General features: G+C 70.6%; 22 protein-coding genes. 13 read left to right on the plus strand and 9 right to left on the minus strand.

Annotation, left to right across the window (positions count from 1 at the left end; translation table 11 throughout):
* Window positions 1-157 precede the first annotated feature (157 nt).
* Together OG210_RS30870 and OG210_RS30875 are read right to left on the minus strand one after the other, a co-directional pair.
* Window positions 158-880, minus strand: a complete 723-nt coding sequence (locus tag OG210_RS30870) for a DUF4232 domain-containing protein (protein WP_328323581.1) — start codon at window positions 878-880, stop codon at window positions 158-160.
* 267 nt (window positions 881-1,147) lie between these two features.
* Window positions 1,148-3,001 carry a serine hydrolase gene (locus tag OG210_RS30875; protein ID WP_328323579.1) on the minus strand — a complete coding sequence of 618 codons (1,854 nt, stop codon included), beginning with the start codon at window positions 2,999-3,001 and terminating at the stop codon, window positions 1,148-1,150.
* 174 nt (window positions 3,002-3,175) lie between these two features.
* On the opposite strand from OG210_RS30875, the gene OG210_RS30880 reads away from it, so the two are divergent.
* From OG210_RS30880 to OG210_RS30895, 4 genes are all read left to right on the plus strand, one after another.
* Entirely contained in the window at window positions 3,176-4,282 is a 1,107-nt protein-coding gene (locus OG210_RS30880; protein WP_328323577.1) for a nitronate monooxygenase family protein, read from the plus strand.
* Window positions 4,282-5,844, plus strand: coding sequence for an acyl-CoA synthetase (locus OG210_RS30885; protein ID WP_328323575.1), 1,563 nt, complete (start codon window positions 4,282-4,284; stop codon window positions 5,842-5,844). The genes OG210_RS30880 and OG210_RS30885 overlap by 1 nt, the downstream gene beginning before the upstream one ends.
* Before the next feature lie 95 nt (window positions 5,845-5,939).
* The gene (locus OG210_RS30890; protein WP_328323574.1) at window positions 5,940-7,037 is read left to right on the plus strand and encodes an ionic transporter y4hA; all 1,098 of its coding nucleotides are present in this window, start codon (window positions 5,940-5,942) and stop codon (window positions 7,035-7,037) included.
* 116 nt (window positions 7,038-7,153) lie between these two features.
* Window positions 7,154-8,695 carry a fatty acyl-CoA synthetase gene (locus tag OG210_RS30895; protein WP_371539823.1) on the plus strand — a complete coding sequence of 514 codons (1,542 nt, stop codon included), beginning with the start codon at window positions 7,154-7,156 and terminating at the stop codon, window positions 8,693-8,695.
* A 145-nt stretch (window positions 8,696-8,840) separates the two neighbouring features.
* Here OG210_RS30895 and OG210_RS30900 read toward each other — a convergent pair whose 3' ends face one another.
* Together OG210_RS30900 and OG210_RS30905 are read right to left on the minus strand one after the other, a co-directional pair.
* The gene (locus tag OG210_RS30900) at window positions 8,841-9,080 is read right to left on the minus strand and encodes a hypothetical protein (RefSeq protein WP_328323570.1); all 240 of its coding nucleotides are present in this window, start codon (window positions 9,078-9,080) and stop codon (window positions 8,841-8,843) included.
* A gap of 129 nt (window positions 9,081-9,209) precedes the next feature.
* The gene (locus tag OG210_RS30905) at window positions 9,210-9,683 is read right to left on the minus strand and encodes an ArsI/CadI family heavy metal resistance metalloenzyme (RefSeq protein WP_371539826.1); all 474 of its coding nucleotides are present in this window, start codon (window positions 9,681-9,683) and stop codon (window positions 9,210-9,212) included.
* Window positions 9,684-9,761: 78 nt separating this feature from the next.
* On the opposite strand from OG210_RS30905, the gene OG210_RS30910 reads away from it, so the two are divergent.
* Genes OG210_RS30910 through OG210_RS30920 form a run of 3 tightly spaced genes read left to right on the plus strand, consistent with a single transcriptional unit; the run spans window position 9,762 to window position 11,657 of the window.
* Window positions 9,762-10,160 (plus strand): metalloregulator ArsR/SmtB family transcription factor, encoded by a 399-nt coding sequence (locus OG210_RS30910; RefSeq protein WP_328323567.1) that lies wholly within the window; start codon window positions 9,762-9,764, stop codon window positions 10,158-10,160.
* Entirely contained in the window at window positions 10,157-11,248 is a 1,092-nt protein-coding gene (arsB, locus tag OG210_RS30915) for an ACR3 family arsenite efflux transporter (protein WP_371539829.1), read from the plus strand. Before OG210_RS30910 ends, arsB begins: the two co-directional genes overlap by 4 nt.
* Complete coding sequence (locus tag OG210_RS30920) at window positions 11,241-11,657, plus strand: arsenate reductase ArsC (protein WP_328323562.1); 417 nt, start codon at window positions 11,241-11,243, stop codon at window positions 11,655-11,657. Before arsB ends, OG210_RS30920 begins: the two co-directional genes overlap by 8 nt.
* A 251-nt stretch (window positions 11,658-11,908) precedes the next feature.
* Here the strand turns inward: OG210_RS30920 and OG210_RS30925 are convergent, their stop codons facing one another.
* Window positions 11,909-12,118 (minus strand): hypothetical protein, encoded by a 210-nt coding sequence (locus OG210_RS30925; protein WP_371540587.1) that lies wholly within the window; start codon window positions 12,116-12,118, stop codon window positions 11,909-11,911.
* Between OG210_RS30925 and OG210_RS30930 the strand changes: the two genes are divergently transcribed.
* From OG210_RS30930 to OG210_RS30940, 3 genes are all read left to right on the plus strand, one after another.
* Window positions 12,059-12,565 carry a TetR/AcrR family transcriptional regulator gene (locus OG210_RS30930; RefSeq protein ID WP_371539832.1) on the plus strand — a complete coding sequence of 169 codons (507 nt, stop codon included), beginning with the start codon at window positions 12,059-12,061 and terminating at the stop codon, window positions 12,563-12,565. The genes OG210_RS30925 and OG210_RS30930 overlap by 60 nt on opposite strands.
* Before the next feature lie 342 nt (window positions 12,566-12,907).
* The gene (locus tag OG210_RS30935) at window positions 12,908-13,648 is read left to right on the plus strand and encodes a class I SAM-dependent methyltransferase (RefSeq protein ID WP_371539835.1); all 741 of its coding nucleotides are present in this window, start codon (window positions 12,908-12,910) and stop codon (window positions 13,646-13,648) included.
* A gap of 198 nt (window positions 13,649-13,846) precedes the next feature.
* Complete coding sequence (locus OG210_RS30940) at window positions 13,847-15,085, plus strand: PP2C family protein-serine/threonine phosphatase (RefSeq protein ID WP_371539838.1); 1,239 nt, start codon at window positions 13,847-13,849, stop codon at window positions 15,083-15,085.
* A gap of 99 nt (window positions 15,086-15,184) precedes the next feature.
* On the opposite strand, the gene paaK is transcribed toward OG210_RS30940, so the two are convergent.
* Both paaK and OG210_RS30950 read right to left on the minus strand, forming a co-directional pair.
* Window positions 15,185-16,486 (minus strand): phenylacetate--CoA ligase PaaK, encoded by a 1,302-nt coding sequence (paaK, locus tag OG210_RS30945; protein WP_328323552.1) that lies wholly within the window; start codon window positions 16,484-16,486, stop codon window positions 15,185-15,187.
* A 250-nt stretch (window positions 16,487-16,736) separates the two neighbouring features.
* Complete coding sequence (locus tag OG210_RS30950) at window positions 16,737-17,027, minus strand: hypothetical protein (protein WP_328323550.1); 291 nt, start codon at window positions 17,025-17,027, stop codon at window positions 16,737-16,739.
* A gap of 398 nt (window positions 17,028-17,425) precedes the next feature.
* Here OG210_RS30950 and OG210_RS30955 point away from each other — a divergent pair, with 398 nt between their 5' ends.
* Both OG210_RS30955 and OG210_RS30960 read left to right on the plus strand, forming a co-directional pair.
* On the plus strand, window positions 17,426-17,938 hold the full coding sequence (locus tag OG210_RS30955; RefSeq protein ID WP_371539842.1) for a GNAT family N-acetyltransferase: 513 nt from the start codon (window positions 17,426-17,428) through the stop codon (window positions 17,936-17,938).
* 453 nt (window positions 17,939-18,391) lie between these two features.
* Window positions 18,392-19,606: an FAD-dependent oxidoreductase gene (locus OG210_RS30960; protein WP_328323546.1), complete on the plus strand. Its 1,215-nt coding sequence runs from the start codon at window positions 18,392-18,394 to the stop codon at window positions 19,604-19,606.
* Between the two features lie 83 nt (window positions 19,607-19,689).
* Here the strand turns inward: OG210_RS30960 and OG210_RS30965 are convergent, their stop codons facing one another.
* On the minus strand, window positions 19,690-20,997 hold the full coding sequence (locus OG210_RS30965; RefSeq protein ID WP_328323544.1) for an MFS transporter: 1,308 nt from the start codon (window positions 20,995-20,997) through the stop codon (window positions 19,690-19,692).
* 44 nt (window positions 20,998-21,041) lie between these two features.
* On the opposite strand from OG210_RS30965, the gene OG210_RS30970 reads away from it, so the two are divergent.
* On the plus strand, window positions 21,042-22,127 hold the full coding sequence (locus OG210_RS30970; protein ID WP_371539846.1) for a GlxA family transcriptional regulator: 1,086 nt from the start codon (window positions 21,042-21,044) through the stop codon (window positions 22,125-22,127).
* On the opposite strand, the gene OG210_RS30975 is transcribed toward OG210_RS30970, so the two are convergent.
* Window positions 22,088-23,710: an acyl-CoA synthetase gene (locus OG210_RS30975; protein WP_371539849.1), complete on the minus strand. Its 1,623-nt coding sequence runs from the start codon at window positions 23,708-23,710 to the stop codon at window positions 22,088-22,090. The two genes, OG210_RS30970 and OG210_RS30975, sit on opposite strands and share 40 nt — an antisense overlap.
* Between the last annotated feature and the right edge of the window lie 143 nt (window positions 23,711-23,853).

A 23,853-nucleotide genomic window follows, 5' to 3' on the forward strand; every position in this document is an offset into this window, starting at 1 on the left:
GCCGCCGTGCGGGGCCGGGGCCGTGCGGGCCCGGGGCATCAAGAAGAGCGGGGCCCTGTCCGGCCCGCGAAGATCGCGCACAACCTCCGGCGATCGCGTGGACCGTGAAGGGCCGGACAGGACTCGGAAATCGGGGCCCGGGTGTCAGGCCCGGGTGTCAGGACCCGATCGGGTTGACGTACGTCGCCGGGTGGGTGGCGCCGTCCTGCTTGGTGACAGCGCCGCCGAACGGCCACTTCAGCGCGAACTGGGTCTTCTCGTTGGGCGGCGTGATCCGCACCAGACCGGGCACGAAGGCGCCCGCCCCCTTCTCCGTGGTCGCGCCGAGCGTGATGCTGAAGTCGGTGGTGTCTCCGGGCGACAGCGAGATGGTGGTCGTCGGCTTCGAGGAGCGCGCCAGCGACCAGGTGCCGTCGGACGCCTGGTCGCCGACCATGTCGACGCCGGGGAAGCCGTTCAGCGTGCAGCTGCGCTTGCTGATGTTGGTGAGCGCCACCGATGCCTGCGTCTGGTTGTCGCCCTTCATGTCCGGAACGGCGTCGCCGCCGGTGGCGAAGGCCGCCTTCAGATCGTCGGTGTGGCAGCGCGATCCCGAGGAGCTGCCCGCGGCCGCTCCGTTCCCGCCGCCGGTGGAGGAGCTCGCATTCGAACCGCTGTTGGCGGAGGTGTCGCTCGAATTGCCGGAGGCCGAGCTGCTGGAGCTGTCCGAACCGGCCGCTGCCTTGCCCGATGTGGCGCTCTCGGACGAGGTGGCCGATGAGGAATCCCCCGATGCCTTGTCGTCGGACGACGACGAACAGGCGGCGGCGCCGAGGCTGAGCGCGGTGATGGCGAAGAGGGCTGCCATCCGGCGGGGGAGTCGGTTCAGCTGTGTGGTCATGAGTGTGGGGCCCCTGGAATCGTGAGTACATGAACTACGCGTGAGCAGGTGTGCTGCGCGTAAGTATTTGATCTACGAACCGATATCACGCCCAGGACGTCAGGTCAGTTGCGGGGAGGCGGGAATCCCCGTATGTGACATGGATCTCTGTGGTAATTCTGTGCGGTCACCGTGGCCGGGTGAACCGGTTCTGCCCAGCAACCTCCTGACCGTGCGTCACCGGTCGGCCCTGCCCAGCAACACTCCTGACCGTGCGTCACTGCCCGGTCAGTCCGCGGAACGCACCCAGCCGGTCGCCTCGATCCGGGCCGCGTCGGTGGCCCGGGTCTCGTCGAAGACCGTACGGCGGCCGTCCGCGACCGTGATGCCGGTGACGTACGCCCCGCGGCCCACGTACAGCTGATCGGTCGTGTAACGCCAGCGCAGCCGCACTTTCCTGCCGCGCCACGCTGTCAGATCCGCGTTCAGCCGGTGCCAGACGCGCCCGGACCAGCCGTCCACCGAGCCTGCCGGATGAGCCTCGGGTCCCTGGCCCCCGGCTGTGGTGGAGAAGGGCACCGGCTGCCAGGCCGCGCCCGAGTCTGCCGACGCCTCCAGGAACAGGAAGTCGGCGTGCGGCTCGCTGTCCCACCACAACCAGGCACCGAGGCGCGTCCGTCCGGACACCGGGACGACGGCGGGCAGGGTCAGGGTGGCCGTCGCCGAACTCGCCATGCCGGAGAACCAGGCCGTACGCCCGTGCGCGGGCCGCACCGGCACCGCCCGCGCCAGGTTGTTGCCGGCCTGGACCCGGGGCGCACTCCCCGTACGCCAGTTGCGCACCGGGTGGACCGAGTTGCCCAGCATGATCAGGAAGGAGTCGGACGACGGGTCGAGCACCAGGCTGGTGCCGGTGAACCCGGTGTGGCCCGCGGTGCGCGGAGTGGCCATCGCGCCCATGTACCAGTGCTGGTAGAGCTCGAAGCCCAGGCCGTGGTTGTCCCCGGGGAACGCGGTGTTGAAGTCGGTGAACAGCAGATCGACGGAGTCGGGCCGCAGGATGCGGGCGTGCCCGTACGCGCCGCCGTTCAGCAGGGTGCGGGCCAGGACCGCCAGGTCCCAGGCGCAGGAGAAGACTCCGGCGTGACCGGCGACCCCGCCGAAACTGTAGGCGTTCTCGTCGTGCACCTCACCCCAGACCAGCCCGCGGTCGAGGCCCGACCAGGGCGGCCTGGCGTCCTCGGTGGCCGCGATCTCCGGCTTCCAGGCGGCGGGCGGGTTGTAGCGCGTGCGGTCCATCCCGAGCGGCGCGGTGATCCCCTCACGGACCAGCACGTCGAGTGTGCGCCCGGTGATCCGCTCCAGGACCAGCTGCATCGAGATGAGGTTGAGGTCGGAGTAGAGATACGCGGTGCCAGGGGCGTTGATCGGCGCCTCGTTCCACAGCATCCGCAGTCTCCCCTCCCGCGTCGGCTCCTTGTACAGCGCCAGCGTGGCGCGGAACCCGGAGGTGTGCGTGAGGAGCTGGCGTACCGTCATGTCCGCCTTGCCGGCCGCGCCGAACTCGGGCAGGTACGAGGCGACCTTCGCGGTCAGCTCCAGCGCGCCCCGTTCGATCTGCTGCACCGCCACGAGGGACGTGAACAGTTTGGAGACGGATGCCAGGTCGTAGAGGGTGTCCCGGTCCGCCGCGATCTGCTGGTCCGCGGGGAACTCGACGCCGGTGTCGGACTTCTCGTCGTACGCCGAGTAGCGCACCGCGTGTCCGATCGGCTCGTGCAGTGCCACCGTGCCGCCGCGCCCGGCGAGCAGAACGGCGCCCGCGTACCACGGGTGGGTGGGGGAGGGACCGAGGAACGCCCTGGCGTCGCTGACCAGTTGGCGCAGTTGGCCCGGCAGCAGACCGGCCTGCTCGGCGGTGCCGCGCCGGAGCGTCGTACGCCCGGAGCCGGAGCCGGAGGCGGAGGCAGAGCCTGGAGCGGCTGGTTCCGCGCCGTGTCCGGACGGACCCGTGACCGGTCCCGCGGCCGCGGCGGCCGGTCCCAACGGGAGCGAGGCCAGGGCGAGTGCCCCTCCCAGGGCCAGGATTCCGCCGCCCAGCCGGCGCCTGCTGATGTCCCCGCCCGCTGCGTTGCCGCTCATCCCAGCACTCACTCCCTGAAAGTATCTTTCGGGCCTCGATCGACTGCGGAAACTTTCTGCCATCGGTACGGGGGTGTCAACCCTCGCGCCGCGTGTCCCCGGCGCCCCAAAGAATCTGACACAGCATCAGAAAATCTCTTCCCTCGGCCGCTCCGCTGGGGCATCCTGCGCCCCATGGAGACGGAGCTGAGCAAGAAACTGGGGATCGAGCACGCAATCTTCGGCTTCACGCCCTTTCCCGCCGTGGCCGCCGCCATCACCCGGGCCGGCGGATTCGGGGTACTCGGAGCGGTTCGCTACACCGCCCCCGACGAACTGGCGCGTGATCTCGACTGGATGCAGGAGCACACCGACGGACTGCCGTACGGCCTCGACGTCGTCATGCCCGCGAAAAAGGTGGAGGGGGTGACGGAGGCCGAGGTCGAGGCGATGATCCCGGAGGGGCACCGCCGGTTCGTGACCGAGACCCTCGCCAAACACGGGGTTCCCGAGTGGCCCGAGGGCGAGCCCTCCGGCTGGCGGATCACCGGGTGGATGGAACAGGTCGCCCGCAACCAGCTCGACGTCGCCTTCGACTATCCGATCAAACTGCTCGCCAACGCCCTCGGCTCCCCGCCCGCCGATGTCATCGAACGCGCCCACCGCCACGGTGTCCTGGTCGCGGCACTGGCCGGCAGCGCCAAGCACGCCCGGCGCCACGCCGAGGCCGGCATCGACATCGTCGTCGCCCAGGGGTACGAGGCGGGCGGCCACACCGGGGACATCGCCTCCATGGTGCTCACCCCCGACGTGGTCGACGCCGTGTCCCCGCTGCCGGTGCTGGCCGCCGGCGGGATCGGCAGCGGGGAGCAGATCGCCGCCGGTATCGCGCTCGGCGCCCAGGGCGTCTGGCTCGGCTCGCTCTGGCTCACCACCACCGAGGCCGAGATGCACTCCCGCGCCCTCACCCGGAAGCTCATCGAGGCGGGCTCCGGCGACACCGTGCGTTCCCGCGCGCTCACCGGCAAACCCGCCCGTCAGCTCCGTACCGAATGGACCGACGCCTGGGACGACCCCGCGGGACCCGGCACGCTTCCCATGCCCCTCCAGGGCCTGCTCGTCGCCGACGCGGTCTCCCGGATCCAGAAGTACGAGGTCGCCCCGCTGCTCGGCACCCCGGTGGGCCAGATCGTCGGCCGGATGAACTCCGAACGCGGTGTCCAGGAGGTCTTCGACGAGCTGACCCGCGGCTTCGAGCGGGCCGTCGACCGGATCAACCGCATCGCAGGACGGAGTCACTGATGGCAGCGACGGACAGCGGCACCCCCAACGGCTTCTGGGCCCAGGCCACCGCCGACCCCGGCCGCACGGTCGTGATCGCACCCGACGGCGAGGAGTGGACCGCCGAACGGCTGCACACGGCCGTCAACCAGCTGGTGCACGGACTGCGGGCCGCCGGCCTGGAGCGCGGGGACGCCTTCGCGGTCGTCCTGCCGAACAGCGTCGAGTTCCTCATCGCGTATCTGGCCGCATCGCAGGCCGGTCTCTATCTGGTCCCGGTCAACCATCACTTCGTCGGGCCCGAGGTCGCCTGGATCGTCTCCGACTCCGGGGCCAAGGTCCTCATCGCCCATGAGCGGTTCGCCGAAGCGGCGACGGCGGCGGCGGACGAGGCAGGGCTCCCCGCCACCCACCGGTACGCGGTCGGCGCCATACCGGGCTTCCGTCCCTACGGCGAACTCCCCGGCGGGCAGCCGGGATCCGTACCGGCGGACCGCACCCTCGGCTGGGTGATGAACTACACCTCGGGCACCACTGGGCGGCCTCGTGGCATCCGCCGCCCGCTGCCCGGCAAGCTGCCGGAGGAGACCTACCTCGGCGGGTTCCTCGGGATCTTCGGGATCAGGCCCTTCGACGGCAACGTCCATCTCGTCTGCTCGCCGCTCTACCACACCGCCGTGCTCCAGTTCGCCGGCGCGGCTCTGCACATCGGCCACCCCCTGGTCCTGATGGACAAGTGGACGCCCGAGGAGATGCTGCGCAGCATCGACGCGCACGGATGCACGCACACACACATGGTCCCGACCCAGTTCCACCGCCTCCTCGCCCTGCCCGACGAGGTCAAGGAGCGGTACGACGTGACGTCGATGCGCCACGCCATCCACGGTGCCGCGCCCTGCCCCGACCACGTCAAGCGGGCGATGATCGAGTGGTGGGGCCACTGCGTCGAGGAGTACTACGCGGCCAGCGAGGGCGGCGGGGCCTTCGCCACGGCCGAGGACTGGCTGAAGAAGCCGGGCACCGTCGGCAAGGCCTGGCCCATCAGCGAACTCGCCATCCACGACGACGACGGCAACCGGCTGCCGCCCGGCGAACTCGGCACGGTCTACATGAAGATGTCCACCGGCGGCTTCAGCTACCACAAGGACGAGGCCAAGACGGCGAAGAACCGCATCGGCGACTTCTTCACCGTCGGCGACCTGGGCCTGCTCGACGAGGACGGCTACCTCTTCCTCCGCGACCGCAAGATCGACATGATCATCTCCGGCGGGGTCAACATCTACCCGGCCGAGATCGAGTCCGCGCTGCTCACCCACCCCGCCGTCGCCGACGCCGCCGCCTTCGGCATCCCGCACACCGACTGGGGCGAAGAGGTCAAGGCCGTCATCGAACCGGCCGAGGGCGCCGAGCCCGGCGACGCGCTCGCCGCGGAGATCCTCGCCCACTGCGAGTCCCGGCTCGCCGGGTACAAGCGCCCCAAGAGCGTCGACTTCATCGAGACGATGCCCCGCGACCCCAACGGCAAGCTCTACAAGAGGCGGTTGCGCGAACCGTACTGGGAGGGGCACGAGCGCCCCGTCTGACCCCTCCCGGCGCGTCGTGCTGTCATAGCCCCGCCGTTCCGCCCGGCAGGTGCGCTCGCCGGGCAGCCGCTGATCATCTCTGCCAGCGTGGCCCCATGAGAGCGCCGAGCCGGGCCCTGGCGGCACAGTGGACCACCGTGGTCCCCGTGATCGCTGTCGTGGCCCTGATCTTCAGCTGGGGCCGCGGTCTGCCGGTGTACGCCGTGGTCCTGGTGGCGCTCTGCCTGGCCGGGGCGGTGCTGGCCGCCGTGCACCACGCCGAGGTGATCGCCCACCGGGTGGGGGAGCCCTTCGGCTCGCTGGTGCTCGCGGTCGCCGTCACCGTCATCGAGGTGGCGCTCATCGTCACCCTGATGGCCGACGGCGGCTCCAAGTACTCCTCACTCGCCCGGGACACCGTCTTCGCCGCGGTGATGATCACCTGCAACGGGATCGTGGGTCTCTCCCTGCTGGTCGGCGCGGTACGCCGCGGGGTCGCCGTCTTCAACGCCGAGGGATCGGGCACCGCCCTGTCCGCCGTGGCAGCCCTCGCGACCCTCACCCTGGTCCTGCCGACGTTCACCAAGGCGCCGGGACCGGAGTTCAGCGGCCCGCAGCTGGCCTTCGCCGCCATCGCGTCACTCTGCCTGTACGGCCTCTTCGTCGCCGTCCAGACGGTGCGTCACCGGGACTACTTCCTGCCCGTCACCCAGGAGGGCGAGATCCAGGACGAGGACGGCCACGCGCCGCCGCCCGGCCGGCAGGCCGCTCTGCTGAGCCTTGGGCTGCTGCTGGTCGCGCTGATCGCCGTGGTGGGTGACGCCAAGGCCATCTCACCCACCCTGGAGTCGGGCGTCGCGGCGGCAGGGCTGCCCCACGCGGTCGTCGGCGTGGTGATCGCGCTGCTCGTGCTGCTGCCCGAGACGCTCGCCGCGGTACGGGCGGCGCGCCGCGACCGCGTCCAGACCAGCCTCAACCTGGGGCTCGGCTCGGCCATGGCGAGCATCGGGCTGACGATCCCCGCCATCGCGCTGGCCTCGGTCTGGCTCACCGGGCCGCTGCTGCTCGGGCTCGGAGCCACCCATATGGTGCTGCTCGCGCTGACCGTGGTGGTCGGCGCCCTGACCATCGTCCCCGGCCGGGCGACCCTGATGCAGGGCGGCATCCACCTGGCGATCTTCGCCGCCTTCGTGTTCCTGGCCGTCAGCCCCTGAGCCGGGGCGCGGAGCTGCCCACCGGGCTGACGGCCGGCCGCTCGTGACCCGGCCGCCGTTCACCCACCCGGTACGCCTCCCTTGACCGGGCCCCCGGTGAACCGCAGGATCACGCCATGACACAGGACCACGCCACGACACACGCCACGACAGGTGTACGCGCCAGCACGGTCGACGGAATCCTGCGCCGCAGCGCTCGGCGGGTGCCCTGGCGTACCGCGGTCCGGTACGGGGACCGCGCCTGGACCTACGCGGCCCTCGACGAGGCCGTCACCACGGCGGCCGCCGTTCTGACCGGGCACGGGCTGCGGACCGGCGACCGGGTCGCCTCCTACGGCAACAACTCGGACGTCTACCTCATCGGCTTCCTCGCCTGCGCCCGGGCCGGGCTGATCCATGTCCCGGTGAACCAGAACCTCGCCGGTGACGAACTGGCCTACATCCTGGGCCAGTCGGGCAGCGCGCTGGTACTCGCCGACCCCGGCCTCGCCGACGCCGTACCGGACGGGTTCCCGGTGCTCCCGCTGCGCGGGGGCGAGGGATCGCTGCTGACCGCGCTCGGCACTCCCCGGCCCTTCACCCCCGAACGCCCGCCCGGCTCCGAGGACCTGGTGCAGCTGCTCTACACCTCGGGCACCACCGCACTCGCCAAGGGCGCGATGATGACGCACCGGGCGCTCGTCCACGAGTACGTCAGCGCCATCACCGCCCTCGGCCTCCAGGAGTCGGACCGGCCGCTGCACTCGCTGCCGCTGTACCACTCGGCCCAGCTGCACGTCTTCCTGCTGCCGTATCTGGCGGTGGGCGCCGAGAACACCATCCTGGACGCCCCGGACGCGGCCGAGGTGTTCCGGCTTGTCGAGGCCGGCCTCGCGGACACGCTCTTCGCGCCGCCCACCGTGTGGATCGGCTTCTCCCACCACCCCGGCTTCGCCACCCGTGATCTGAGCGGGCTCCGCAAGGCGTTCTACGGTGCGTCGATCATGCCGGTGCCCGTCCTGGAACGGCTCCGGAAGCGGCTGCCCGGCCTGGCCTTCCACAACTGTTTCGGCCAGAGCGAGATCGGCCCGCTCGCCATGGTCCTGGGGCCGGACGAGCACGAGGGGCGGATGGACTCCTGCGGCCGGCCCGTTCTCTTCGTGGAGGCCGCGGTCGTCGACGCGAAGGGCGACGAGGTGCCCGACGGCACGGCGGGCGAAGTCGTCTACCGCTCACCGCAGTTGTGCGAGGGCTACTGGGGCAAACCGGAGGAGACCGCGGAGGCATTCCGGGACGGGTGGTTCCACTCCGGCGATCTCGCGGTGCGCGACGCCCAGGGGTACTTCACCGTGGTCGACCGGGTGAAGGACGTCATCAACTCCGGAGGTGTGCTGGTGGCCTCACGCCAGGTCGAGGACGCGCTCTACACCCACCCCGGGGTCGCCGAGGCAGCGGTCGTCGGACTGCCCGATGACCGCTGGATCGAGGCGGTCACGGCTGTGGTCGTGGTGCGCGACGAGGTCACGGAGGCCGAACTGCTCGCCCACGCCCGCGCGTCCCTCCCGCACTTCAAGGCCCCGAAGCGGGTCCTGTTCGTGGACTCCCTGCCACGCAACGCCAGCGGGAAGATCCTCAAGCGCGAGCTGCGGGACCGCTTCGCAGATCCACGATCCGCTTGAACCGGCCCACCGGCCCACCGGCCGCTCGAGCGTTCCGGGGGCGACGACTCCACGCGGACCGAGATCCCGATGGAGCCTCGACGCCGGCTGCCACCGAGTCGCACAGGCCCCCGCAGAACGCGCACCTGGCGAGAGGTGACGTCCATCATGACCGCGCCCCGGCCGGATCCCGGGCGGCCTCACGGAGCGCCATCCGCGCGGCCGGAGTGTTCCCGGGCGGTGTCTGCCAGTACGGGTGAGCGGCGATGCGCGCGGACAACTGCTGGAGGCGCCGCCGGGGCGCGGCCGTCCCGGCCTGTCGCGCGGCGGAGGCCGCGAGCTGCCGGTAGGTGGCGTACCAGTCGGCCTGGGCCCGCAGGAGATCGTCGGGGAAGCTGTACCTCATGCCACCGAGTAGAGCACATGTTCGATTTTCCTCGCACTCTGGTGGGCCTCGTCCGCGAGTCACCGGTGTCCTGTGCCGTCGAAGGCTGACCGTGAGCCATCGCATCCCACTATCCAGGGGGGTGATGAGTCAGCTGCCGCATGTGCAGCCAGTTGCCGCGGGGGAGGGTTCGGCGGGAGCGGGGTCGCTGCTGCAGCACGCGTTGCCGTCCCAGGCGGGGCTCCTGCCCAGCTGGTCTGCGTCGGCCTTGACGACGTAGACCTCCCACGGCTCCTTGCCGGGGCCGTGCACCCACACCTTGTCCTGCAGGGCGTAGCAGCACGAGGTGTCGTTCTCCTCGAATGTGGCGAGGCCGGCGTCCTTGAGGCGAGTCGTTGCGGCGGTCACCTGCCCGGTGGCTTCCACTTCTACGCCGAGGTGGTCGAGGCGGGTTTCCTGTCCGGGCTCGCCCTCGATCAGTACGAGCTTGAGCGGCGGCTCCGTAATGGCGAAGTTGGCGTATCCCTCACGTCGCTTGGCCGGTTCGGTGCCGAACAGCTTCGAGTAGAAGGTGACCGACGCTTCAAGGTCGCTGACGCGCAGGGCGAGTTGTGCACGGGACATGGCAGGGCTCCGATCGTCTGTATTGATATCTTTCGATTCAAGGTTGCGTCCTGGATAGACGGATGTCAACATAGAAGCATGTCGAAACAAGAGCTTGTGGTGCTCGGTCGGACTGACGAGGCCGGTGCCTGCTGCCCCGGGCTGCTGACCGCTCCCCTCGATGAGGGGCAGGCCGTGGAACTGGCCAAGGTCTTCAAGGCGCTGGGCGATCCGGTGCGGTTGCGCCTGCTCTCGATGATCGCCTCGCGCGCCGGCGGTGAGGTCTGCGTCTGCGACCTGACCCCCGCCTTCGACCTGTCCCAGCCGACGATCTCGCATCACCTCAAGCTGCTCCGGCAGGCCGGCCTCATCGACTGCGAGCGGCGCGGTACGTGGGTCTACTACTGGCTGCTGCCCGAGATGACCGACCGCCTCGCAGGCATCCTGACGCGTCCCGTCGGCGAGCCCCTGCCCGCGCCCGCCGAGGTGACCGCGTGAGCGCCGCACCCGAGCAGGCGGTCGCCGGCCGTCTGTCGTTCCTCGACCGCTACCTCGCCGTGTGGATTCTCGCCGCGATGGCCCTCGGCCTCGGGCTCGGCCGCGTGGTGCCCGGCCTCGGGGGTGCGCTCGCCAAGGTCACCGTGACCGGGGTATCGCTGCCGATCGCGCTCGGCCTGCTCGTGATGATGTACCCGGTGCTCGCCAAAGTGCGGTACGACCGGCTCGACACCGTCACCCGCGACCGCCGCCTGCTGCTGCCCTCGCTGCTGCTGAACTGGATCGTCGGGCCGGCGCTCATGTTCGCGCTGGCGTGGCTGTTCCTGCCCGACCTGCCCGAGTACCGCACGGGCCTGATCATCGTGGGGTTGGCGCGCTGCATCGCCATGGTGATCATCTGGAACGACCTGGCCTGCGGTGACCGCGAGGCCGCGGCCGTCCTGGTGGCGCTGAACTCGGTCTTCCAGGTGATCGCGTTCTCGGCCCTCGGCTGGTTCTACCTTTCCGTGCTGCCCGGGTGGCTCGGACTTGAGCAGGCCGGCCTCGATGTGTCCGTGTGGGGGATCGCCCGAAGCGTGCTGATCTTCCTCGGTATCCCGCTCGTCGCCGGTTACCTCACGCGCCGGATCGGCGAGAAGGCTAAGGGTCGCGCCTGGTACGAGGCGAAGCTGATCCCCCGAATCGGGCCGTTCGCCTTGTACGGGCTGCTGTTCACGATCATTGTCCTGTTCGCGCTGCAAGGTGACGCGATCACCTCGCAGCCGCTCGACGTCGTCCGCATCGCGCTGCCGCTGCTCGTGTACTTCGCGATCATGTGGGCCGGCTCGATGACGGTCGGCCGCGCAGTCGGCCTCGACCACCCGCGCGCGACCACCCTCGCGTTCACCGCTGCGGGCAACAACTTCGAGCTGGCCATCGCGGTGGCCATCGCCACGTTCGGCGCCACATCCGGACAGGCACTCGCCGGCGTCGTCGGCCCGCTCATCGAGGTACCGGTGCTGATCGGCCTCGTCTACGTCGCGTTGTACGCCCGCCGCTTCTTCACCGCCCCCGCGCCCTCGACCGAGGAAGACCCCGCCCGTGTCTGACGCCGCCCTGCCCTCCGTGCTGTTCGTCTGCGTCCACAACGCCGGCCGCTCCCAAATGGCTGCGGCGTTCCTCACGCACCTTGCGGGCGACCGCGTACAGGTGCTGTCCGCCGGTTCCACCCCCGCGGACAGCGTGAACCCTGCCGTCGTGGAGGCGATGGCCGAGGCAGGCATCGACATCTCGGCCGAGGTGCCCCAGGTGCTCACCGTCGAGGCCGTGCAGGCATCCGACGTCGTGATCACGATGGGCTGCGGCGACACGTGCCCCGTCTTCCCCGGTAAGCGGTACTTCGACTGGCAGTTGCCCGACCCCGCCGGGCAGGGAGCCGAGGCCGTTCGCCCCATCCGGGACGAGATCGAGCAGCGGATCCGGAGCTTGCTGACCACGCTCCTGTCCGCCGAAACCTGACAGTATGTGCGCCCGTCGGCCGGTCCGGGCAGCCGGGCGACGCGCCGCTGTCAGTGCCCGGAGCTACGGTGGAAGGCACCATCCCCACTCACACAGTCGGGGATGGCTCGGCCGCCCCGCCCCGCTCTCGTGATGCAGGAGCGGGGCGGCGCTGCGTCGGGGCGGGGAATCTGCGGGCGCCCGGCCGCCGTTGGGCGGTGACGTGCAGGCTTCGCTCCGGCCCATGACTGAAGACGCGGCATGTACCGCCGTCAGGATCCGGTGGCGGGCACGTGGTGTGCCAACTCGGTGGCCAGGCGTCGCATGGCCGTGCGGTTGGCGCGCCGCATCATGGTCCGAACGGCGGGGGCCAGCAGCCGCTCGGCGAGAGGGGCGTGCACCCACCTGTATGTGAACGAGATGTGGGTCCCACCTGTGACCTGAGCCTGCGCCGCCTGGGCGCCGCGATCGGCGTCAGTCATCGCATGCTGATCCACTACTTCGGCTCCAAGGAACAGCTGTTCGTCGAGATCGTCCGGACGTCGGAGCGACGTCAGTGCGATCTCCTCTCCGGTCTCCACCTGGAGCCCGGCCTCTCGCCCGCCGACATCGCGCGCCGACTGTGGCAACAGCTGACGGACCCTCAGCTTGCCGGTCAGGAGCGGCTCTTCTTCGGAATCTGCGGGCACGCGCTGCGGGGCCGCCCCGAAGCGGTTCCGGTCCTCGAAGGGCTTGTGAAGGACTGGCTGGAGCCGCTCGTGGCCGCGGAGGTCAGCGCAGGGGCGGACCCTGCCGTGGCCCGGAGACGCGCAAGAATGGGACTCGCCACTGTCCGCGGTCTACTGCTCGACCTACTCGCCACCGGTGACCGCGCCGGCGTCGACGCGGCGATGGAGGAGTTCCTCCGGCTGTACTACGGCTCAGAGTGACCCCGGCTGACCGGACCCGGCGCCGCTGTCAGTGCCCGCTGCTGGGCCGGAGCCCGATATCGCGAAGCTCGCCGGCCGGTCGCTGGTGCGGGGCATCGCCTTGTTCCTTGCCCGTAACACGGCGGCGGCGTCGCGCGGCCGGCAGCGAGTGGAACGGCTGCGCGAAGTGCCGGTGCTGTGGCTCATGGACGCCGTGAACATCCTGACGACCAGCCTCAGGGCTCGTCCGGCGGATCATGGGCCGAAGCCAGGGCCGAAGCCAGGGGGGCCGGACCGAGGCGAGGGCCGGCCGGTACCCTAATCGTGTTGACCGCCCCCGGCAGGCAGTGCTGGAGTCGGCATGTGGACAGCATCCCCGCCAACCGGCGGCTCTGGAATCAGATCAGCAGCGCTTACCAGCACGAGCACGACCCGCAAATCGGCGCCACACCCCGGCTGTGGGGCATGTACTCCATCCCCGACGCGCACCTGCACGCCCTGGGCGACGTCACCGGCAAGCGCGTCCTCGAACTCGGCTGCGGCGCCGGCCAGTGGTCCAGGGCGCTCGCCGCTGAGGGCGCCACGGTGGTCGGGATCGACCTGTCCGAGGCCCAACTCGCCGCAGCATCCCGCGCGATGGGAGCGGCCCGCTACCCGCTGGTGCAAGGCGCCGCCGAACACCTCCCGTTCGCCGCCGACAGCTTCGACCTGGTGTTCTGCGACTTCGGTGGGCTCAGCTGGGCGCCCCCGCATTTGGCTGTCCCGGAGGCCGCACGCGTCTTGGGCCGAGGCGGGCGCCTGGTGTTCAACGTCGCCAGCCCATGGTTCGAAGCCTGCTACGACGAAGCCGCCAGCCGCGTGACCACGACATTGCAGCAGGACTACTTCGGGCTGAACACCATCGCCGAAGGCGACGGCGCGACCAGCTATCAGCTCACCTACGGCGACTGGGTCAAGGTCCTGCGCGGCGCGGGTCTCATCATCGACGACCTCATCGAGCCGCGGCCCGAACTCGGAACACCCAACGGCTACAACGAAACCGACCCACCCGACTGGGCACACCGCTGGCCGGCGGAACTGCTCTGGGTAACCCACAAATCGTAGGACTTGCGTTCGAATATGTCGCACTCTGATCGGTCTCGTCCTGCGCCGCCGCTGTCCAGGAGTAACGAGCGGTGAGCGCGTGCCGCAGGACCCTGACCGGGTTCCTCACCGGGACGCGTCTCGCTGAGGTGTATCTCGCAGGTGTGATTCCCGCCGTGTTGAGGGGGCAGAAGCGGGCGGTAACCCAAGGAGGCAGACATGTTGCGCGATCGGATGGGACTTACCGCAGTGCTGGGCGCGGCAGAGAACGCCTCACCGGTGGACTCTCTGGATGTTGTGGCATGCAATCTGCGCGACCGGTTCGGCGCGCGGTATGTGTCGTTCCTGTTCGCCGATATCGTCGGTCAGTGCCTGCTGCGGATCAACGAGAAGGCAGCGGCCACGCAGGAGGAAGACCACGCCGAGCGGGTACCGCTCGCCGGCAGCAGCGTCTACGACCAGGTTCTGCGTACCCAGAAGCTGGTGTGGGCACCGGAGGGTGAGCAGCGGCAGCAGGTGCTGGCCCCCGTCACCAACCGCGGCGACACCATCGGTGTTCTGGAGCTGTTCCTTCCCCAGGTCACGCGGGAGGTGCTGGACCAAGTCGAAGAGGCTGCGCACGCGCTGGCGTACATCATCGTCACCGACCGCCGGTTCACCGACCTCTACCACTGGGGCAACCGCACCACCTCGGTCAGTCTGGCCGCGGAGGTCCAGCGCCAGCTGCTGCCTTCGGCGCCCTCTTGCGAGGCCGCCGAGTTCGCTCTCGCCGGCGCCCTGGTCCCGGCCGCCGACATCGCCGGTGACACCTACGACTACAGCCTCGACACCGACACCCTGCACTTGTCCGTCACCGATGCCATGGGCCACGACGTAGATGCCTCGCTCATGGCCACTCTCCTGGTCAACGCCTCCCGGGGCGCCCGCCGCGCCGGGACGGACCTTGCCGAACAGGCCCACCGGACCCACCAAGCCCTCATCGATCACGGCCGGCGGACCTTCGCCACGGGTCAGCTTCTGCGCATCGCCCTGGACGGGTCCGGGGCCCAGCTCGTCAACGCCGGTCACCCCTCTCCTCTACGGCTGCGCGACGGCACGGTCGACGAACTGGACCTATCCGTCGACCTGCCCTTCGGTGTCGTCGGGCAAGGCCCGTACCAGGCGCAGGACATCGACCTGCGACACGGTGACCGCCTCGTGCTGTACACCGACGGCATGCAAGAGCGCCAGGCGAGAGCCGTCGACTTGCCCGGCCTGATCCGTGACACCGCGGCCGAGCACCCGCGCGAGGTCGTCGGCGCCTTGGTCGCCGCGGTCGCCGACGCCTGCAACGGCCGCCCCAGCGATGACGCCACCGTCCTGTGCCTGGACTGGCACGGCCCACCGGGGGCGGCCGACGCCCTGAGGTCCGACCCGGCCGCACGCACACTCCGACGGCACGCCCTCAGATTCCGCTGACAGATTTCGAGGTCGCAGGGCAACCGGCAACCGCGACAGGTCGTGCCGTGCACATCCTCAGTGGCGTGGCCCCTGCCGCACGGCGCCGGCGGAGGACCCTCAAGCGTGAGGTGCGGGCTCGTTCCGCAGGTCCACGATCCGCTTGAACTTGCCCACCGACCGCTCCAGCGTCTCGGGGTCGACGACCTCCACGCAGACCGAGATCCCGATGGAGTCCTTGATGCCCGTGGCGACCGACCGGGCCGCGGTATCGCGTACCTCCGGCGAGGCGTCCGGCCTGGCTTCGGCCCGTACGGTCAGCGCGTCCATCCGGCCTTCCCGGGTGAGTCGCAGCTGGAAGTGCGGGGCGAGACCGGGTGTCCGCAGGACGATCTCCTCGACCTGGGTGGGGAAGAGGTTCACCCCGCGCACGATGATCAGGTCGTCGCTGCGCCCGCTGATCCGCTCCATCCGCCGGAACACCCTGGCGGTGCCCGGCAGCAGCCGGGTCAGATCCCTGCTGCGGTAGCGGATCACCGGCATCGCTTCCTTGGTGAGCGAGGTGAAGACCAACTCCCCCTGCTCGCCGTCCGGCAGGACCTCACCCGTGACCGGATCGACCACTTCCGGGTAGAAGTGGTCCTCCCAGATATGGAGGCCGTCCTTGGTCTCCACGCACTCCTGGGCCACGCCGGGGCCCATGACCTCGGAGAGTCCGTAGATGTCGACGGCGTCGATCGCGAACCGCTCCTCGATCTCGCGCCGCATCTCCTCCGTCCACGGTTCGGCGCCGAAGATTCCGACCCGAAGGGACGTGGTCCGGGGGTCGATGCCCTGGCGCTCGAACTCGTCGAGCAGTGTGAGCATGTAGGTCGGCGTCACCATGATGATTTCGGGGCGGAAGTCCTGGATGAGCTGCACCTGGCGGGCTGTCATTCCGCCGGACGCGGGGATGACCGTGCAGCCGAGGCGTTCGGCGCCGTAGTGGGCTCCGAGGCCGCCGGTGAACAGCCCGTATCCGTACGCCACATGGACCTTGTCGCCGGGCCTGCCGCCCGCCGCGCGGATGGACCGGGCCACCACGTCCGCCCAGGTGGACAGGTCGCGCTCGGTGTAGCCGACGACGGTCGGGCGGCCCGTCGTGCCGCTGGAGGCGTGGATGCGCCGTACGTCGGACTGCGGTACGGCGAACATTCCGAACGGGTACTGGTCGCGCAGGTCGGCCTTGACGGTGAACGGGAAGCGGGCCAGGTCGGCGAGCGTGTGGCAGTCCTCAGGGCGCAGCCCGGCCTTGTCGAAGGACGCGCGGTAGAAGGGCACGTTCTCGTACGCGTGCCGGAGCGTCGCGCGCAGGCGCTCGGTCTGAAGCGCTCCGAGCTCGTCGCGGCTGAGCCGCTCAGCCGCGTCCAGCAGGGCTGTCATGTGGTCACTCCCGTCCCGATGTCCCGACCGGCCGCCAGCCGACCGATCATTCGGTCGATCTGTCTGTGGTCAGTAATTCAGGAGTGGACCGGAGCGTCAAGGGGTGCGCGCGGGTGAATGCCAGGTCGGGCAGGGTTCCGGGAGAGGTATTCCACGGCTCCCGGCTGCCGTGGCTCCGCGAGCCGGGACAGTGTTTCGGGGCGGCCCCGTCGCGATCCGCCGGTCGGACGGGGCCGTCATGCATGGGGTGCTACCTGACGTACACGCTTTGGCCGAATTCGGAGATGGCGTACTGGCCGGGAGGGACGATCCGCTCGACCCGGCCATGGCAGTCGGCTCCGTCAAAGATCAAGGCGGGCTCGTTGGTCTTGTTGATCACTCTCAGCGGCCAGGTGTCGGACCGGTAGCAACCGCTGGGGTTGTCGTACTCCTGGCCGTTGATGACGAGTCTGCCTTCCGCTGCGTAGGCGGAGCCTGGTACAGCGAGTCCGATCATCGCGGCAGCGGCCAGAATCCCGATACCCGTGGTGATACGTCTCATCACTACCTCCCGAGTGGCAAGTCCGCACCGTGCGACCTGCGTTGACAGCATAGAGTGACCATTTGTTCACTTGCTGTCCCCTAAAGAGTGAAGAGATGGGGTGCGCAAAGCAGTTGCGGTTGTCGGCATTGGTGGTAACGGCCCGCAGTCGGCGGGCTGATTGGGCCACGCGGCCGGCTGAGGGGTGTCCTGTACGCTACTTGTCGTTCATAGGTGATCGGGATCTGAGGAAAGAGGGAGGTGAGGTTGATGACCGCGCTCAAGGCCACTGTGTGCAGCGTCCGGGTCTCCCTCGCGTCCCGGGCTGTGGCCTGACCTCATCCTGTCCGTCCTCGCTGGGAGCGTGAGCTCGCGGGGCTTTCACCCGAACATCACTCCGGAACGGATCACCATCCCTCATGAGCAACACCTGGATCACGCGCGCCGAAACCCGCGCCGACATCCCCGCCATCCGTGAGATCAACCTCGCCGCCTTCGGCGCCGGGGAAGAGGCCGACCTCGTCGATGCCCTGCGCGCCGACGCGAAGGCATGGATCGATGGACTCTCCCTCGTCTCCGCCGACGAGAACGGCCGTCCCGTCGGCCACGCTCTGCTGACCCGCTGCCACATCGGCGACGTCCCGGCCCTGTGCCTGGCACCGTGTGCCGTCCGGCCCGGGCAGCAAAGGAGCGGTGCCGGATCCGCGGCTGTCCGCGCCGCCCTCATGGCGGCCAAGGACATGGGGGAGCGCTACGTCGTCGTCCTGGGGCACCCGGCCCACTACCCCCGGTTCGGCTTCACCCGCGCCTCGACCCACGGCATCGGCCTGAGCATCGACGTCGCGGACGAGGCCCTGATGGCCCTCACCCTCGACGCCGACCACCCGCTGCCCAGCGGAACCGTCCACTACGCCGCACCGTTCGGCATCTGACCCACCCCGCGGTGCGGGGCGCACCACGCGTCCCGCACCGCGGTCTTCACTGCCGCGGCGCTCATGGGACCGCGGCAGTGAAGACTGCCCCGGCGCTCACGGGACCGCGCCGAACTCGTCGCCCGGCTGCGGGTGATCGTGTGATGACACCAGCACACGCACGGGCAACCCCTTGCCGACGCCGGTCAAGATCGGCTCCCGCCCGCTGGAGGCCCGGAAGCTGCCCCGTGGGCGGGGCCTCGCCGCGTCGGCGCCCTGTTCTCGGAGCCGGCGGCCGACGGGGCCCCGACCGCCCCACGCCCCGGTACCCCCGACCGTCGGCAGTGTAAATTTTCGGATGTTCACTTCACCGTGGTGTGCGGCGCGGCCGGGCACCGTGACCATCGGAGCGGCCATGCGTATCTGCACCGAAGAAGACGGGCGCCGCGGCGCCGGACTGCCCGAGGCCCTCGCGTGAGCGGTCCGCGCCGGGTCGTGGTCGTCGGCGCGTCCGCCGCCGGCCTCGCCGCGGCGGAGGGGCTGCGCCGGTCCGGTTACGACGGCGGGCTGGTGCTCGTGGGCGAGGAGGGGCACCTTCCGTACGACCGCCCGCCGCTCTCCAAGCAGTTGCTCGCCGGTGAGTGGGCAGCCGACCGGGTCCAGCTGCGGAGCGCCGGGGAGCTGGCCGACCTGGACATCGAGCTGCGCTCCGGCACCCGGGCACGGGCCCTCGACCCGGCCGTCCGGGAGATAGACACCGGCGAAGGCGGCACCATCGGCTATGACGCGCTCGTTGTCGCCACCGGAGTCCGGCCCCGGGTGCTGCCGGGCACGGACGGCATCGCGGGTGTCCACGTCCTGCGCACCCTCGACGACGCGACGGCCCTGCGCGAGTCGCTCGCCGGCCGCCCGCATCTGGTGATCGTCGGCGGTGGTTTCATCGGTGCCGAAGCCGCGGCCGTCGCCCGCGAGGCCGGCTGCGAGGTCACGCTGGTGACCGACCGGGCGGTGCCGCTCGCCGACGCGGTCGGCCACGACATCGGGAGCATGCTGACGGACCTGCACCACGAACACGGCGTACGGACCGTCACCGATGCCCTCGTGGAGAGCATCGTCACCGACGGCGGCCGTGCGACGGGCGTACGCCTCTCCGACGGCCGCACCCTCGCGGCGGACGCCGTGCTCGTCGGCATCGGGGCGCGGCCCAACACCGAATGGCTCGCGGGAAGCGGGCTCCGCGTCGGCAACGGCGTCGAGTGCGACGCCACCCTACGCGCCGCCGAGCACATCTGGGCCGCCGGAGACGTGGCGTCCTGGCCCGACCCGGTGACCGGGGAGCGGCTGCGGATCGAGCACCGCACCAACGCGTCCGAACAGGGCCGCGCCGTCGCCCGCAACATCCTCGCCGGAGAGGCGGCCACCGCCTTCACGACCGTGCCCTTCGTCTGGTCGGACCAGTACGACCTCAAGGTCCAGATCCACGGCAGGACCCGGGGTGCCGACCTGGTGCACATCGTCGAAGGGAGCCTCGCCGAGCGGAAGTTCACCGCGCTGTTCGCCCGCGCGGGACAGGTCTGCGGTGCGGTCGGTGTGAACATGATCCGTCCGCTGCGCGCCCTGCGGCCCCTGGTCGCGGCCCGCACGCCATGGGCGGAGGCACTCGCCCTGCAGGAAGCCGGAGCCGCCTGAATCCCGTCCGCCGGGGGCGTCACACCGCCCCCGGCGGAGCTTCCGGCCACCGGACCCGCCACGAGGCCGTACCGGAGCCAAGGTCACCGGAGTTCCGGACCCGCCACGGTGCCGCGCCCGCCGGCGGGCCGCGCGATCACCAGCGCGAGCAGCGCACCGGCGCCGCAGACCGCGCCGATCGCGGCCCACAGCGGGTCGTACGAGCCGAAGGCGTCCCGCGCCACCCCGCCGAGGAACGCGGCCAGACCGGCGCCCAGTTGGTGCGCGGCGGCCACCCAGCCGAAGACGATCGCGCTGTCCGCCCCGTACAACTCCCTGCAGAGCGCGAGAGTCGGCGGCACGGTGGCCACGTCGAGCAGCCCGAAGACCACCACGAAGGCGACCATCGGCGGCTGGACCGTGGCCGACATCAGCACCGGCAGGCAGAGCAACGTCACCCCGCGCAGGGCGTAGTACACGGCGAGCAGTCTGCGCGGGTCGAGACGGTCCGTCAGCCAGCCGGAGAGGACCGTGCCCGCGACATTGAAGACACCGACCAGCGCGAGCAGCGAGGACGCGGTGGTCGCGGGCATCCCGTGGTCGTGGGCGGCCGGGGTGAAGTGTGTCCACATCACGCCGTTGGTCGAGGCGCCGCAGATCGCGAAGGTGGCCGCGAGCAGCCAGAACGGGGCGCCGTGCGCCACCGCGCCCAGGACGCGCACCGTACGGGCGGCCGCACCCGGCAGGGCCGCCGGTTTCGGGGTGAACCGCTGTGCGCCGTAAGCCCGTACGCCCGCGTCGGCGGGGTGGTCCCGCAGCAGCGCCAGTGCCAGGGGCAGCGCGGCGCACGCGACCAGCGCCAGCAGCACCGCGGCCGTCCGCCACCCGTGGCCGCCGACCACCCACGAAAGCAGCGGGAGGAAGACGAACTGTCCGAAGACCCCGGCGGCCGTGAGCACCCCGCTGACCAGCCCGCGCCGCCGGACGAACCAGCGCTGGGTGACGGTCGCCGCGAAGGTCAGCGCCATCGCGCCGGAGCCGAGTCCGATCAGCAGGCCCCAGGTCAGTACGTACTGCCAGGGCGTGCTCATCGCCGTGCTGAGCAGAGCGCCGGCGGCGACGGCGGCCAGCGCCGCGCCCACCACCCGCCGCATCCCGAACCGGTCCATCAGCGCGGCCGAGAACGGGGCGACGACCCCGTACACCACCATGTTCACCGAGGCCGCCAGGCCGATCGACCCGTGCGACCAGCCGAACTCCCGGTGCAGCGGCTCCGTGAACAGCCCCGCCATCGTGGTGAACGCCCCCGCGGCCACGATCGCCACTGCCGCCACGGCCGCGACCAGCCAGGCGGGATGCAGCCGCCCGCGCCTCGTCGGGCCGCCCGTGTAGTTCGTCGCGATATCAGCCATGCACCGACCCTGCGCCCCCTGCCGCGACCGGTACCAGTGGCGAGATGGACATGATGTGCAAGGATCTCGCCATGACTCTCTTCGGCGGCACAGCAGGCCCCGGCGGGCGCCACCGGGTGGCCGTCCTCGTGCGCCACGGGCTGCTGCCCATGGAACTCGGTATCGTCCACCGGCTGTTCAGAGGCGCTGTGTCGGCGGCGGGCGAGCCGCTGTACACGGTCCTGACCTGCACGGTCGAGCCGGGGGAGATCCGGACCGAGGCCGATGTGACCGTCAACGTCACCCTCGGGCCCGAACTGCTCACCGAGGCGGACACCGTGGTCGTCCCGGCATCGGACGAGGACTACTCCCCGCGCGAAGCCCCGTATCTGCCGCCCGCGCTCGCCGACGCCTTCGCGCGGATCCGCCCCGGGACCCGCCTCGCCTCCATCTGCACCGGCTCCTTCGTGCTGGCCGCGGCCGGATTCCTGGACGGCAGGCGCGCCACCACCCACTGGCGCTCGGCCGCCGACCTGCGGCGGCTCCACCCGGCGGTGGAGGTCGACCCCGATGTGCTCTACACCGACGACCGGGGCGTCCTCACCTCGGCCGGTGTGGCCTCCGGCATCGACCTCTGCCTGCACATGATCCGCAGCGACCACGGCGCCGCCGTGGCCAACGCGGTAGCCCGCGCCACGGTGGTCCCGCCCCACCGGGAGGGCGGCCAGGCGCAGTTCGTGCCCTGCCCGGTACCGGCCCCCGCACCGCTGCCGACCGGTGCGGCGCGCGCCTGGGCGCTCGAGCACCTGGGGGAGCGCATCACCCTGGACGCGCTGGCGGCCCGCGCCGCGATGAGCACCCGCACCTTCTCACGCCGCTTCTGCGAGGAGGTCGGCCTCACCCCCGTCCAGTGGCTCACCCAGCGCCGGGTCGACCTGGCCAGACAGCTTCTGGAGGAGACCGACCTGCCGGTCGAGCGGGTGGCGGCGGACGCCGGGTTCGGGACAGCGGCGTCCTTCCGCAACCATCTGCACGAGGCGCTCGGGGTCTCCCCGAGCGCCTACCGTGCCACCTTCCGCGGTTCCGCCCGGCCTGGTCGTCCGGCTCCGGTTCAGTCGGCGGCGACCGCCACCCCGCGCGCCCAGCGGTAGTCGGCCTTGCCGCTCGGCGAGCGCTGGATCTCCGGTGCTATCACCAGCTGCCTGGGCACCTTGTACCCGGCGATCCTGCTGCGGCAGTGCGCCTGGATGTCGTCCAGGCTGGGTTCATCGGCCCCGGCGCGTACCTGCACCACGGCCGCCACATGATTGCCCCACCGGGCGTCCGGCACTCCCGCGACCAGGGCGTCGTACACATCCGGGTGGGACTTGAGCGCCTGCTCGACCTCCTCCGGATACACCTTCTCGCCACCGGTGTTGATGCACTGCGAGCCGCGCCCCAGGACGGTGACGATGCCCTCGTCGTCGACGGTCGCCATGTCGCCGAGCAGCACCCACCGCTCGCCGTCGGTCTGGAAGAAGGTCTCGGCCGTCTTCGCCGGGTCGTTGTAGTAGCCGAGCGGGACATGCCCGCGCTGCGCGATCCGGCCCACCTCGCCGACGGCCACCTGCCGGTAGGTGGCCGGATCAACCACCGCGGTACGGGAGTTCATCCGCAGCCTGAACCCCTTGTCGGGGCCCGAGTCGGGGGTCGCCGTGCCGTTGAACCCGGACTCCGATGAGCCGAAGTTGTTCAGCAGCATCGCCGTCGGCACCAGCTCCTGGAACTGCGCGCGCACCGTATCCGACATGATGGCGCCCGAACTGGAGACGCTGAACAGCGAGGAGCAGTCGGTACCGCTGAGGGGCCCGCTGAGCGCGTCGATCAGCGGTCGCAACATCGCGTCGCCCACCAGCGACACACTGGTGACCTTCTCCTTCTCGATGGTGCGGAGCACCTCCTCCGGGGCGAACTTCCGGTGGATCACGATCCGCTGGCCGAAGTTGAAGGCGATGAAGGCGGTCAGGGTTGACGTGCCGTGCATCAGCGGGGGAGTGGGGAAGAAGGTGATCCCGTCGCCGCCCGCGGCCACCCGCTCGGCCAGTTCCTCCGGCGCGCCGACCGGCTCGCCGGTGGGGGCGCCGCCGCCCAGGCCGGAGAAGAACAGGTCCTCCGCACGCCACATCACGCCCTTCGGCATCCCGGTGGTGCCGCCGGTGTAGATGATGAACTGGTCGTCGGCCGACCGGGGTCCGAAGCCGCGCTCCGGGGACCCGGCCGCCTCCGCGTCGGCGTACGCCACCGGCCGGACGCCGGGCTCCGGCGCCCCCTCGGGGGGCTCGCCCACCCGTATCAGATGGCGCAGCTTCTCGGTCTTCGGCAGCGCCGCCGCGACCCGCTCGGTGAACTCGCCGTCGAAGACCAGCGCCGCCAGATCCGCGTCCCGGTAAAGGTAGACCAACTCCTCTTCGACATAGCGGTAGTTGACATTGACCGGCACGATCCGCGCCTTGAGGCAGGCGAGCACGGTCTGCAGATACTCCACCCCGTTGTACAGGTGCAGCCCCAGGTGCTCGCCGGGGCGGATGCCGCTGTCGGCCAGATGGTGCGCGATGCGGTTGGCCGCGCTGTCCAGCGCGGCGTACGTGAGTCTGCGCTCCGCGCCCGTACCGGGATGGTCGATGAACACGAGCGCCTCGCGGTCCGGGACCGCGTCGACGACGGACTCGAACAGGTCGGCAAGGTTGTACTCCACCACATCTCCTGACGCCGGCGTCCAGTGACCCGGCGTCATTACAGCGCCGCGCGCGGAAAGTAGGAAGGCCCCCCGCGAAGAAATCTGACTGACTGTCAGAAAACTATTGAACTGCAACCCCGCCTACTGCAACCTGTCTACGC

The sequence above is a fragment of the Streptomyces sp. NBC_00466 genome (assembly GCF_041433995.1).
Classification (GTDB): domain Bacteria; phylum Actinomycetota; class Actinomycetes; order Streptomycetales; family Streptomycetaceae; genus Streptomyces.